The sequence below is a fragment of the Afipia broomeae ATCC 49717 genome (assembly GCF_000314675.2).
Classification (GTDB): domain Bacteria; phylum Pseudomonadota; class Alphaproteobacteria; order Rhizobiales; family Xanthobacteraceae; genus Afipia; species Afipia broomeae.
In genome coordinates this window covers 2,382,500-2,395,002 of the sequence record NZ_KB375282.1, presented here as the reverse complement: position 1 = coordinate 2,395,002, position 12,503 = coordinate 2,382,500, and the positions used below count along the sequence as shown (strand labels likewise).

Below are 12,503 nucleotides of genomic sequence, written 5' to 3'. Positions count from 1 at the left end.
GCGGGGGCCATTAAGGGACGCGAATGCCGACTTTTTCTCAGAGCCTTGAACAATCCCTGCACCGTGCGCTTGCCATAGCAAACGAGCGGCATCATCAGTATGCGACGCTCGAACATCTGCTGCTTTCGCTGATCGATGACTCGGATGCCGCCGCCGTGATGCGCGCATGCAGTGTCGACCTCGACAAGCTGCGCGGCAGTCTGGTCAACTATCTCGAAACCGAATTTGAAAACCTGGTCGCGGAAGGTTCCGACGACGCCAAGCCGACCGCCGGATTCCAGCGCGTTGTGCAGCGCGCGGTCATCCATGTGCAGTCCTCGGGCCGCGAGGAAGTCACCGGCGCCAACGTGCTGATCGCGATCTTCGCGGAGCGCGAAAGCCATGCCGCGTATTTCCTGCAAGAGCAGGACATGACGCGCTATGACGCGGTGAACTACATCAGCCACGGCATTGCCAAGCGTCCCGGTGTGTCCGAGGCGCGGCCGGTGCGCGGCGTCGATGAGGAAGCCGACACCAAGGGCAACGACGACTCCAAGAAGAAAGGCGAGGCGCTCGAGACCTATTGCGTCAACCTGAACAAGAAGGCGCGCGACGGCAAGATCGATCCGGTGATCGGCCGCCACGCCGAAATCAACCGCGCCATTCAGGTGCTGTGCCGCCGCCAGAAGAACAATCCGCTGTTCGTCGGCGAAGCGGGTGTCGGCAAGACCGCGATCGCGGAGGGCCTGGCCAAGCGCATTGTCGACAGCGAAGTGCCGGAAGTGCTGGCAGCGTCCACGGTCTTTTCGCTCGACATGGGCACGCTGCTTGCGGGCACGCGCTATCGCGGCGATTTCGAAGAGCGCCTCAAGCAGGTGATCAAGGAACTGGAAGCGCATCCCAATGCGATCCTGTTCATCGACGAAATCCACACCGTGATCGGCGCGGGCGCGACCTCTGGCGGCGCGATGGACGCGTCCAACCTGCTGAAGCCGGCGCTGGCTTCCGGCACGATCCGTTGCATGGGTTCGACCACATACAAGGAATATCGCCAGCACTTCGAGAAGGACCGCGCACTGGTGCGCCGGTTCCAGAAGATCGACGTCAACGAGCCGACGGTCGAAGACGCGATCGGCATCCTCAAGGGTCTCAAGCCTTACTTCGAGGACTACCACAAGCTGAAGTACACCAACGATGCCATCGAGGCGGCGGTGAACCTCTCGGCGCGTTACATCCATGACCGCAAGCTGCCGGACAAGGCGATCGACGTGATCGACGAGTCGGGTGCTGCGCAGATGCTGGTGCCGGAGAACAGGCGCAAGAAGACCATCGGCATCAAGGAAATCGAGGTGACCATCGCGACGATGGCGCGGATTCCGCCGAAGTCGGTGTCGAAGGATGACGCCGAGGTGCTCAAGCATCTCGAGACGACCCTGAAGCGCACGGTGTTCGGTCAGGACAAGGCGATCGAGGCGCTGGCCGCGTCGATCAAGCTCGCCCGCGCGGGCCTGCGCGAGCCGGAGAAGCCGATCGGCTCGTACCTGTTCTCGGGTCCGACCGGCGTCGGCAAGACCGAAGTCGCCAAGCAACTGGCGGCGTCGCTCGGTGTCGAACTGATCCGCTTCGACATGTCGGAGTACATGGAGCGCCATACCGTGTCGCGTCTGATCGGCGCGCCTCCGGGCTATGTCGGCTTCGATCAGGGCGGCCTGCTGACCGATGGCGTGGACCAGCATCCGCACTGCGTGGTGCTGCTCGACGAAATCGAGAAAGCCCATCCGGATCTCTACAACGTGCTGTTGCAGATCATGGACCACGGCAAGCTGACCGACCACAACGGCAAGCAGGTCAACTTCCGCAACGTCATTCTCATCATGACGACGAATGCCGGTGCGGCCGATCTTGCCCGTCAGGCGTTCGGCTTCACACGCAACAAGCGCGAAGGCGACGATCAGGAAGCGATCAACCGGCAGTTCGCGCCGGAATTCCGCAACCGTCTCGATGCCATCGTGTCGTTCGCGCATCTCAACACCGATGTCATCGGCATGGTGGTCGAGAAGTTCGTGCTTCAGCTCGAAGCGCAGCTTGCGGACCGCGACGTGACTATCGAACTGTCGGAGCCCGCCAAGGCCTGGCTGATCGAACACGGCTATGACGAGCAGATGGGCGCTCGGCCGATGGCGCGTATCATTCAGGAGCACGTCAAGAAGCCGCTGGCGGACGAGGTGCTGTTCGGCAAGCTGAAAGGCGGCGGACATGTCCGCGTCGTGCTGGTGAAGGACGAGCAGGACGTCGACAAGATCGGCTTCGAGTTCGTCGAAGGTCCGGTCACGCCGAAGCCCGAGAAGCTGCCAGGATCGCGCAAGCGTTCCGCGCCCCGCAAGCCAAAGGGCGGCGATGGTCCAAAGGGCCCGACCAAGCCCTTAATGAAGGTCTGATCAGGCTAAAGAGAACAAAAAACCCGGCGGTCCAGCGATCGCCGGGTTTTTGCTATTTTGATCTGCTTTTCGACATTCTCGGCGGCGAGACTGTTGCGATGAAGTGGCGGCACCCGGGGAAGTGGCTTGCGGTTGGCGTGATCGTGACGCTAGCGGCGACGCTTGCGCGTGCAGATGAACCCGACGATCCGCCTGCGGCTCCAGCACCTGCTGCTGCCACAGCGAAGGATGGCAACACGCGCGAGGCGATGTGCCTGATGATCGAATCCGCGGCGTCCGCGCACGGTCTGCCTCTGGAATTCTTTGCGCGCGTCATCTGGCAGGAAAGCCGGTTTCAGCCGGACGCAGTGGGACCGATGACACGGAGCGGCCAGCGCGCGCAGGGCGTGGCGCAGTTCATGCCAGGGACTGCCAGCGAGCGGCGGCTGCTCGATCCGTTCGATCCCGTGCAGGCGCTGCCGAAATCGGCCGAGTTCCTGCAAGAGCTGCGCGAACAGTTCGGCAATCTCGGGCTTGCAGCGGCCGCTTACAATGCGGGGCCGCGGCGGGTGCAGGAATGGCTTGCCGGCACCGGTTATATGCCGTCCGAAACCCGCAACTACGTTTATGCGATCACCGGTACGTCGGTCGACGACTGGGCGTCTGCGGGCAAGAACGGCGCGATCAAGGACCGTACGCCACCCGCCGGCTGCCGCGAACTGATGGCGCTGTTGCAGCGTGCACCCAACCCCTTTGTCACGGAGCTTGCCCAGCGCGTGAAGCTCGGCGCGGCGATGCCATGGGGTGTGCAGCTTGCCGCCGGGTTCTCGCGTGACAAGGCGCTGGCGATGTATGCCCGCTCCATGACGCGGTTGAGTGCGATCATCGGCGATCGTGATCCGAGCCTTCTCAGCTCGATCTTCCGCAGCCGCGGCACACGCCCGTTCTATCAGGTGCGGGTCGGGGCGGACACGCGGGCCGCCGCCAATGAGTTGTGCGATCGCATCAGACGGGCGGGGCAGGCGTGCATCGTGCTGAAGAACGCGGAGCAGCATGGTTAACCGCCGCCAGTGCTGAACGCGGCGGAAAATTCCAGGAATCTCTTGTGACGGTTAACGCCGCGGCCAGGTCGCGAGCGAAAGAAACTCAATATTTGCAGGCATAACTTCAATTCGTGCAGTGAGCTTTATGCTCAACGAAATGCTAACGCGATGCTGACGATTTTCGCTTAAGTTTTGCGAAACCGTTTTCCAATCATCTGATCGGGGGGCAGCGAAAGCGTTTCGCCGCAGTCTGTGAGGAGGCCGTCGTGCTGACGTTCGGGATTATTGGTATAGCATTTGCAATTTTGTGTGTTCTCGGTTCGCTGTCGTCATCCGCGCGCGAGCCTTCGATCTGATTTTGGATCTGATTTTGACGCCGCTGTTTGCGGTGAATGTTCTCGGCGCGCACCGATAGCGATGCGCGCCCTGCAAGCTGTGCAATTGAGCGGTACGGCTCCGCGAAATTAGCGCCCCCGGTCCCTTGACGGCGGGGCGTTTCAACCGCGTGATGAATCCAACGATTCACCCGGTATTCCGCCCCGTGGCACTTCCCGCCCTCGATTCCCCGAAATGGCTAAGCACGCCCATCGCATTCGCACTCGGGGTCAAATCCGCGCTGTCCTCGATTCTGGCGCTCGTGCTGTTCGGGACCTTCATCGGGGTCGGCGCATTCGCCCATGATACCGGCTTTACGCTGGGCTGGGCGCTGGCCAGCACGGTGCTGGTCTGGGCCGGACCTGCGCAAATCATCCTGATCTCCACATCCCATGCCGGGGCGACGCTGCTGGAGTCGGCTCTGGCGGTGACCATCAGCGCGATCCGCCTGCTGCCGATGGTGGTTTCGGTGCTGCCGATGTTGCGGACGCCGCAGACCAAGATGCGCCAGCTTGCGCTGCCGGCACATCTCGTGGCGGTGACGGTCTGGGTCGAGAGCTTTCGTCTGCTGCCGCTTGTGCCGCGTGAGCGGCGGATCGCATTCCTGAACGGCCTCGGCTTCGGACTGGTGTTCCTGAGCAGTGTGGCCACGCTGATCGGCTACTGGCTTGCCGCGAGCTTGCCGCCGCTGCTGGCCGCCGGCATTCTCGCGCTCACGCCGCTGACATTCCTGCTGTCTACGGCGCGCAACGCGCACAGACTGGTGGACAAGCTGGCGCTCGCACTCGGGCTTGCGCTCTATCCGCTTGTGCAACTGCTGCAAACCGGCGTCGACATCATGATCTGCGGTCTGACCGCCGGCACGATTGCCTATGGCGTTCATCGGATCCGGAGGCGCGCATGAGCGGACTGTTCGGCGATGGACAGGCGATCGCGCTGCTGCTGTTCGCGGGCTTCCTGTCGAACGAGGTCTGGCGCGTGCTCGGTCTCGTGATCGGCGGCGGGATCGATGAGAGTTCCGAGTTCCTGGTCTGGGTGAGGGCGGTCGCCGCTGCAATTCTTGCAGGCGTCATCGCGCAGATTCTGATTTCACCACCCGGCGCGCTCGCGACCGTACCGGACATGGTGCGCTATGGCGCTGTTGCCGTCGGCTTTGCGGTCTTCATTGTTGCGCGCAGATCGGTGTTCGCCGGCGTAATCGCCGGTGAACTCGTCGTGCTCGCGGGCAAGTGGTGGATGGGCTGAACCGCTCTGCGGCTCAGCCGTTCAGCGCTGCGATCAGCCGCGTGGCGTGATCTTCCAGAACCTTGACGTCTTCCTTGCGGCTTGCCGGCGGCAACAGCGCGACGCCCTCAACCCGTGGCATGACATGGATGTGCAGGTGATAGACGATCTGGCCCGCTGCCGGCTCGCTGAACTGTTGCAAGGTGATCCCGGCGGCATTGAAGGCTTTCATGCCGGCGACCGCGATTTTCTTCGCCGTGCGGGCGACATGCGCGAAGCTGTCGGGCGAGATGTCGAGAATGTTCCGGGCCGGAGCCTTGGGGATCACCAGCGTATGTCCGGGACATCGCGGCATGATGTCCAGGAAGGCGAAGGTGTGTTCGTCTTCATAGACCTTGTGACAGGGAATTTCGCCGCGCAGGATTTTCGCGAAAATATTGTTGGTGTCGTAAGCGGTCATGGTTCATCCCGGAAAAGAGGCGCGTCACATTCGCCGCCCAGCGCCGCGCGGTCAAGCGGGGTTGCCTCAAGGATGGCATGTCAGGAATTCGCCGTGGGCTCCGGTATTCCAGTGGCAATCTCGTCGATCCTGTCGGCGAGATCGGCCAGATCGCGATGAAGACCGTCCAGCGTGTAGGCGAGGCCGAAAGTACGCCCGACCGCATTGAAATCCAGCGCGCGCATGACACCAGACTGCCGCAGGCCGTTGAACGTTTCCGTGAAAGCAAAATGCGCGGCGGACAGGTCTTCGCGTGAAACCACGGTGGCGGCGTCGAGGGCGATCGCGCATCGCTGCGTCAATTCGGCTTCGGCGCGCAGCAGGTTCGCGGCGGCAGGCGCCAGCGTTGAGGCGATCGTGGCTGGAAGGGGTTCGCGGAGCACGTTGCCGATAGCGACGAGATCGTTGCGCACGCGCCAGAGCGTTCGCGGAATCGCGGAGGGAATGCGATGATCGGCAAGACGAGAGGCGCGCTCCCTGTCGGCATCTTTCAGCGCCTGCTCGACGGCGGTCAGCGCCTGCCGCAGGGCCGCGTGTTCGAGCGAGGGAGCCAGCGCCTCGCCGCGATCGAGCGCCTCCGCTTCCGCGAGCAGGAGCTTTCGCATGCGTGCCAGTACGGTGACCGAGCGGGCCACGACGACTGTATGGGAGCGCGCGGGAAATATCAGCACCATTGCCAGCACGCCGATCACGCCACCCAATCCGATCTCGACAATGCGATCGAGAACGAACTGCTCGACCGGCGCGCCGGCCGGTTCGGTCAGCAGCATGATGGCGGCGGTGACCGGCGCCACCCGCAACTGAGGGCGGACCGCTGCGCCCCATACAGTGATGCACGTGACAAGGACGAGGGCGACCCCAATGCCGAGCGATGTGTTCGAATGAAATGCCGCTGCCAGTCCGCCGAAGACCGCGCCTGCCAGGGTGCCGATCATGCGCTCCGTGGCCGCGCCGAGCGTCCCGCCGATCGACCCTTGCATGACAATGATGACGGTGAACACCGCCCAGTACCCCTGCGGCAGGCCGAGAGTCTTGTAGGCCGCATAAGCCGCACCCACGGCAATGGTGACACGAACTGTCTGGCGCAGCTCGGAGGCGCGGCGCGTCAGGAATTCGCGGGTCCGGTCAGCGATTGAACTCAAGGCATTTCCCGCAGCGGTGTTGTGGTCGGCAAGTGAGGCTCAGGTTAGGCGGCTTGCGCGGCGGCCACAACGCCGGCGCTCAGTCGTCACCGTTGGCCTTGCGGAACGGACCGGCCTCGGTGAGTTCGCGCACGGCCTGCTGCACATAGCTTCGCTCGTGCTTGAGATAGTCGCGGATCGCCCGGCGCAGCGCGGGATCGGCGATGTAGTGCGCGGAGTAGGTGGTCTGGGGCAGGTAGCCGCGGGCGATCTTGTGCTCACCCTGTGCGCCGGCCTCGACGCGCTTCAGGCCGCGCCGGATCGCGAAGTCGATGGCTTGATAATAGCAGACCTCGAAATGCAGGAAGGGATGGTGCTCGACCGCGCCCCAGTGGCGGCCGAACAGCGTATCGGAGCCGATGAAGTTGATCGCACCGGCGATCCATCTGCCGTCGCGCTTTGCCATCACCAGAAGCACGTCTTTCGCCATGGTCTCGCCGATCATGGTGTAGAACGCGCGGGTGAGATAGGGCCGTCCCCACTTGCGCGAGCCGGTCTCCATGTAAAATTCGAAGAATGCGTCCCAGACGTCGGGCGTGATGCCGTCGCCGGTCAGGGCATGAATGGTGATGCCGTTGGCGAGCGCGTCGCGTCGCTCGCGGCGGATCGCCTTGCGGTGACGCGAGGCCAGCGTGGCGAGGAAATCCTCGAACGTGCCGTAGCCTTCATTGCGCCAATGGAATTGCTGGTCGGTGCGTTGCAGGAAGCCATGTTCGGCGAGGAGCGTCCATTCGTCTTCGCGGGCGAAGGTGACATGCACCGATGAGGCGTGCGTGGCGCCGCACAGGGCGATCAGGCCGCTGGCCAGCGTCTCGCGGATACGCGCGGCATCCGGGCCGTTGCCCACGAGCAGGCGAGGGCCAGTTGCCGGGGTGAACGGAACGGTGGCCTGCAATTTCGGATAGTAGCTTCCGCCGGCGCGCGCATAGGCATCAGCCCAGCCGTGGTCGAACACGTATTCGCCTTGCGAGTGATTTTTCAGATAACCGGGCACGATGCCGACGGCTTGCCCATTCATCCTCGCCACCAGATGGCGCGCGGCCCAGCCGGTGCGCGCGATGGCAGAGCCTGACTCTTCCAAAGCAGCAAAAAAGGCGTGCGTTACAAACGGATTGTAGCTGCCATCTGCATTGGCACACGCATTCCACTCGTCGGCCGTGACCTGGCCGACTGAGGAGACCGCTTCAAGGGTGATCTCGCAGGGATCCGTCAAAGGGAAGGGGTACCGTGGCCGTGAGAAAACCGAAACCGTTCAGCATTATAGATCGGTTCTTGCGCGGATGACTTCAAGTATCTGGCATCGGATGGCTGGTATTGCGCTTTAGGCTTACTCCGGGATGAAACCCTCGAAAGTCATCTGGTCGGCATATCGGGCGCTGCGTGCGCGCTGTTCCGGGGTCCGCACAGTCCATGTGATCAGCGCGCAGCCAAAGATGTTGCGTGCGATCCAGGGCGCAGGCGACGGCAAATCGTCGACCCGGTAGCTGACGAAATGCGGCTGCGTGCGGAACGCGTGGCGCAGGCCTGTCATCTCACGGGTTTTCTCGGGCGGCAGCCGCGTCCACTCGCCCTCGGTGTAGTGCCGTTCGGCCACGATGCCGCGCGGCAGACCGGGCATCAGGTCGCGCAGCGCCATCACCTGATCGGGATCGAACGACATCGCGGCGACCGGTCCGCTGTACGACGTCAGCACTTCGGCCATTCGCCTCACCAGCGTCCGGCTGCCGTCGAAACGGCTTTTCACCTCGAGCACCAGAGGGACGCGTCCGGCGACGCGCGCGCAGAGATCGCCCAGCGTCATCATCCGTTCTGCGGTGTGTTTGAAGCCGACCTGCTTGAGCTGCGCCGCGGTCAGCGACAGCAGTTCGCCGGTGCCTTGGGTGAGCCGGCCCAGCGCGTAATCATGGTGGACCATCGCCTCATTGTCGGCGGTGGGTTGAAGATCAACCTCGATCGCAAAATTGGCGGCGATCGCTGCGTCGATCGCCGACGGCATGTTCTCGACGATGCCGCGCGCGCGGTCATGCAGCCCGCGATGGGCGATTGGACGTGCCGTAAGCCAGCCGGGCGCGCGCGCAGCCATCAGTTTGATTTCTTGAGCATGATCTTGTCCGAAATCCGGTTCCCACTTTTCGGGATCATGCTCAGGCGACCTCGAAGATGCCTTCGACTTCGACCGCGGCGTCCGAGGGCAGTGCGGCCACGCCGACCGTGGTGCGCGCATGGCGGCCCTTGTCGCCGAATATTGCCACCATCAGATCCGATGCGCCGTTGAGCACCTTCGGCCCTTCGAGGAAATCCGGTGTCGCGTTGACGAAACCGCTAAGGCGCACAACACGGGCAACCTTGTCGAGATCGCCGAGCGCCATCTTGACCTGCGCCAGCAGGTTGATCGCACAGCCGCGTGCGGCGGCGGCGCCTTGCTCGGTGGTCACGCCGGCGCCGAGTTTGCCTTTTGCGATCAGCTTGCCTTCCGGGGTGTTGCAGACCTGGCCCGATACGAACAGCAGATTCCCGGTGCGAACAAAGCCGACATAATTCGCGATGGGAGGGTTGGGCTGATGCAGCACGATACCCAACTCGTTCAACTTCTGCTCGACCGTTCCCGCCATGTCAGTCCCCGATGTTTTATCTGAGTATTTGCCCGGAGTGAGGTCCGGCGTTCATGCCGATGTGTCGGGCGCGCCATATTTCGCCCATCGTGCAGTCACATGCAAGCGCGCAAGGCTTGCGATTTTTGCCGGATATTCGGGGCAATTTTGCGTTTTTGCCCCGGTTGCGGCGCAATGCTGCGGCTATTATTCTTCGATTCTCATTACCTTAAGGAGACGCCATGCGTCGCGCGCGCCGGATTTCGGGTTGTGGATTGGTTGCCCTGTCTGCTGTGTTTCTGGCATCGGCTGCGGGCGGAGCACAAGCCGCACCCAGCGTTGCGTTTCTCGCGCATCAGGCGGTCTACGACCTGAGCCTGAAAACATCGCGCGGCAATGCCAGTGTCAGCAACGCGCGCGGCCGCATCCTGTACAACTTCGCCGGCAGTGCCTGCGAAGGCTACACCACTGAATTCCGGCAGGTGTCACAGCTCGATACCGGTGAGAACAAAACCACCGTGAGCGATCTGCGCTCGACGAGCTGGGAAGACGGCGAGGGCAAGAGCTACCGCTTCAAGATCGAGACCCGCATGAACGATGCCGATACGACATCGATCGACGGTATGGCGGAGCGCGACGGCAAGACAATCAAGGTCAAGCTGAAGAAGCCCAAGGCGAAGACGTTCACCATCGAGGGCGCGGTGTTCCCGACGGAGCAGGTCAGGCTGATCATCGAGGCCGCGCGCGAAGGCAAGTCGCTGCTCGAACTCGTGGTTTATGACGGGTCGGACGACGGCGAGAAGGTTTACAACACGCTCACCGTCATCGGGCAGCCGATTCCCGGGACGAAGGCGCCGGTAAAGCCGGATGCCGCCAGCACCAACGAGAAGTTCAAATCCCAGACCCGGTGGCCGGTCACCGTGAGCTACTACGACCGTGCAACGAAATCGAATTCCGGTGAGCAGACGCCGGCCTATGCGATGTCGTTCGAGCTCTACGAAGACGGTGTGTCGCGGGCGCTCTCGCTCGATTACAACGATTTCGTCATTGCGGGCGCCATGGACAAGATCGACATCAAGGAAACCAAGCCCTGTAAATAGGGCGGGCCGTCATTCGGCTTTCGCCGGTCCATCATAAGCAATGCCGCGGATCACGGCGGCGTTGCCGAATTTTTTTCGGACATTGTCCATCGCGCGCTCCGCATGAGCGGATCGCCGGTCCAGCAAATCCTGACCGTCGGCTTCCGCGCCCGGCTTCAGGGCGCTCACGCCGGCGCCAATCAGCCGGAATGCGGTGCCGTCGATCTCGCGGCTGAGCATTTCGCGCACCGTCGCGAAAATTCTGGTGGCAAGCTGTGTCGGGACCTGAAGCGATTGGGAGCGGGTGCGCTGCCTGAAGTCCGCGGTTTTCAGTTTCAGGGTGATGGTCGAGCCGGAGAGGTCGCTGCTTTTAAGGCGTGACGAGACCTTTTCGCACAGCCGCCACAGGATCTTTTCCAGCGTCGCGAAGTCTCGCACGTCGGTTTCCAGCGTCGTCTCGTTGGAAATCGTCTTGGCGCCGCGATCCGCGACGACCTTGCGCTCATCGATGCCGCGCGCCAGCCGCCACAGCCGCCGTCCCTCAGGACCGAACTGCTTCATCAGATCGGTCTCGTCTGCGCGCTGCAAATCCTTGATGAGACGGAACCCGCGCTGAGAGAGTTTTTCCTGTGAGGCGGGACCGACGCCATAGATAAAGCCGACAGGCCGGTCGGCCAGCATCTCGCGCGCTTCCTCCTGATCCAGTGCAGCGAAGCCGCGCGGCTTGTCGAGATCGGATGCGATCTTGGCCAGAAACTTGTTCACCGACAGGCCGACCGACACGGTGATGCCGATGTCACGCTCGACCTGAGTAGCAAACCGCGCAAGCACCTTGGCGGGGATCATGCCGTGCACGAGTTCCGTGCCGCTGAGATCGAGGAAGGCCTCATCGATGGAGAGCGGCTCGACCAGCGGCGTCAGCGCCATCATCGCATGGCGAACCTCGCGGCCGACGCGGACATACTTCGCCATGTCGGGACGCACGACAACCGCCGAGGGGCAGAGGTCGAGCGCCTTGAACATCGGCATCGCCGAGCGCACGCCATAAGTGCGCGCGATGTAACAGGCGGCTGAAACGACGCCGCGCTTGCCGCCGCCGATGATGACGGGTTTGTCGGCGATGTCCGGATTGTCGCGTTTCTCGACGGTTGCATAGAACGCATCACAATCGATATGCGCGAGGGTCAGCGTCCTGAGGGCACGATGCCGGACCATGCGGGGCGAGCCGCATTCAGCGCAGCGCATCGCCTTTGCCGCCGCGTCCGACAGGCAGTCGCGGCAGAAACCCGGCGAATCGGCTGGCGGACGGTCGCTCACTGAATCATTCCCAACGTGGTTCCAGCACCTCGCGCGCATTGGCGACGGCCTGCGGTGTCAGTTGCGACGCGTCGGCGAAGGCCTTCACGGTCGCGTCATCGCGCACGATGAAATCGAGCACGCCCGCGAGGAACTTCGGGTCTGCGGCGGCCGTCCGGAGGGTTTGAGGGCCGATACCGCTCTCGGTCAGGAACAACCCTAGCCGTTCGGGATCGGACGCCAGGAAGGAGAGCGCCTGAATCGCAACGAATTCAGCGACTTCCTGAGGGTTTTTAGGGCCCTTTGTCATTGATCGTGTTTGCCTTTCCGTAACTTATCGTCTCTATTTTGAACCCATCATGCCCGAGTCATCACGGCGTGGCGAATTCAACGGTTTCAGCACGTACGGGCATTTTACGGGAATTGGAGGGCCAGGATGGCCAAAACCGTCCTGATCGTGGAAGACAACGAGCTCAATATGAAGCTCTTTCGCGATCTGCTTGAGGCCCATGGGTATCAGACAGTCGGCACGCGTAACGGGGTTGAAGCACTCGATCTCGCTCGCACATACCGGCCCGATCTCATCCTCATGGATATTCAGCTACCCGAAGTTTCCGGTCTCGACGTGACACGCTGGATCAAGGCGGATGTCGACTTGCGTGCCATCCCCGTGGTCGCGGTAACGGCTTTTGCCATGAAGGGCGATGAAGAACGTATTCGCGAAGGCGGGTGCGAAGCGTATTTGTCCAAACCGATCTCGGTTGGGAAATTTATTGAGACGGTTCGACGGTTTGTCGGCTAGGAAAGTTTGGAGAATTC

13 protein-coding genes are annotated in these 12,503 nt (G+C 62.5%); 6 read left to right on the top strand and 7 right to left on the bottom strand.

What is annotated here, in order from left to right:
• Positions 1–23 precede the first annotated feature (23 nt).
• From clpA to HMPREF9695_RS11055, 4 genes are all read left to right on the top strand, one after another.
• On the top strand, positions 24–2,417 hold the full coding sequence (gene clpA, locus HMPREF9695_RS11070; RefSeq protein WP_006020944.1) for an ATP-dependent Clp protease ATP-binding subunit ClpA: 2,394 nt from the start codon (positions 24–26) through the stop codon (positions 2,415–2,417).
• 98 nt (positions 2,418–2,515) lie between these two features.
• Positions 2,516–3,457, top strand: coding sequence for a lytic transglycosylase domain-containing protein (locus HMPREF9695_RS11065; RefSeq protein WP_006020943.1), 942 nt, complete (start codon positions 2,516–2,518; stop codon positions 3,455–3,457).
• A 523-nt stretch (positions 3,458–3,980) separates the two neighbouring features.
• A complete protein-coding gene (locus HMPREF9695_RS11060) occupies positions 3,981–4,718 on the top strand; it encodes an AzlC family ABC transporter permease (RefSeq protein ID WP_041712090.1) in 738 nt (245 codons plus the stop codon).
• The gene (locus tag HMPREF9695_RS11055; protein WP_006020941.1) at positions 4,715–5,059 is read left to right on the top strand and encodes an AzlD domain-containing protein; all 345 of its coding nucleotides are present in this window, start codon (positions 4,715–4,717) and stop codon (positions 5,057–5,059) included. Before HMPREF9695_RS11060 ends, HMPREF9695_RS11055 begins: the two co-directional genes overlap by 4 nt.
• Positions 5,060–5,072: 13 nt before the next feature.
• On the opposite strand, the gene HMPREF9695_RS11050 is transcribed toward HMPREF9695_RS11055, so the two are convergent.
• From HMPREF9695_RS11050 to HMPREF9695_RS11030, 5 genes are all read right to left on the bottom strand, one after another.
• Entirely contained in the window at positions 5,073–5,498 is a 426-nt protein-coding gene (locus HMPREF9695_RS11050; protein WP_006020940.1) for an HIT family protein, read from the bottom strand.
• 80 nt (positions 5,499–5,578) lie between these two features.
• The gene (locus HMPREF9695_RS11045; protein WP_006020939.1) at positions 5,579–6,679 is read right to left on the bottom strand and encodes an FUSC family protein; all 1,101 of its coding nucleotides are present in this window, start codon (positions 6,677–6,679) and stop codon (positions 5,579–5,581) included.
• A gap of 79 nt (positions 6,680–6,758) precedes the next feature.
• Positions 6,759–7,931, bottom strand: coding sequence for a GNAT family N-acetyltransferase (locus tag HMPREF9695_RS11040; protein WP_006020938.1), 1,173 nt, complete (start codon positions 7,929–7,931; stop codon positions 6,759–6,761).
• 114 nt (positions 7,932–8,045) lie between these two features.
• Positions 8,046–8,801, bottom strand: coding sequence for a glycerophosphodiester phosphodiesterase (locus tag HMPREF9695_RS11035; protein WP_006020937.1), 756 nt, complete (start codon positions 8,799–8,801; stop codon positions 8,046–8,048).
• A 61-nt stretch (positions 8,802–8,862) separates the two neighbouring features.
• Positions 8,863–9,330, bottom strand: a complete 468-nt coding sequence (locus tag HMPREF9695_RS11030; protein WP_006020936.1) for a RidA family protein — start codon at positions 9,328–9,330, stop codon at positions 8,863–8,865.
• Positions 9,331–9,551: 221 nt separating this feature from the next.
• On the opposite strand from HMPREF9695_RS11030, the gene HMPREF9695_RS11025 reads away from it, so the two are divergent.
• Entirely contained in the window at positions 9,552–10,409 is an 858-nt protein-coding gene (locus tag HMPREF9695_RS11025) for a cell envelope integrity EipB family protein (protein WP_006020935.1), read from the top strand.
• Between the two features lie 9 nt (positions 10,410–10,418).
• On the opposite strand, the gene HMPREF9695_RS11020 is transcribed toward HMPREF9695_RS11025, so the two are convergent.
• Positions 10,419–11,705 carry a DNA polymerase IV gene (locus HMPREF9695_RS11020; RefSeq protein WP_041711691.1) on the bottom strand — a complete coding sequence of 429 codons (1,287 nt, stop codon included), beginning with the start codon at positions 11,703–11,705 and terminating at the stop codon, positions 10,419–10,421.
• 4 nt (positions 11,706–11,709) lie between these two features.
• Complete coding sequence (locus HMPREF9695_RS11015; RefSeq protein WP_006020933.1) at positions 11,710–11,994, bottom strand: DUF3572 domain-containing protein; 285 nt, start codon at positions 11,992–11,994, stop codon at positions 11,710–11,712.
• A gap of 126 nt (positions 11,995–12,120) precedes the next feature.
• Between HMPREF9695_RS11015 and HMPREF9695_RS11010 the strand changes: the two genes are divergently transcribed.
• Positions 12,121–12,486, top strand: coding sequence for a response regulator (locus HMPREF9695_RS11010; protein ID WP_006020932.1), 366 nt, complete (start codon positions 12,121–12,123; stop codon positions 12,484–12,486).
• Positions 12,487–12,503 lie beyond the last annotated feature (17 nt).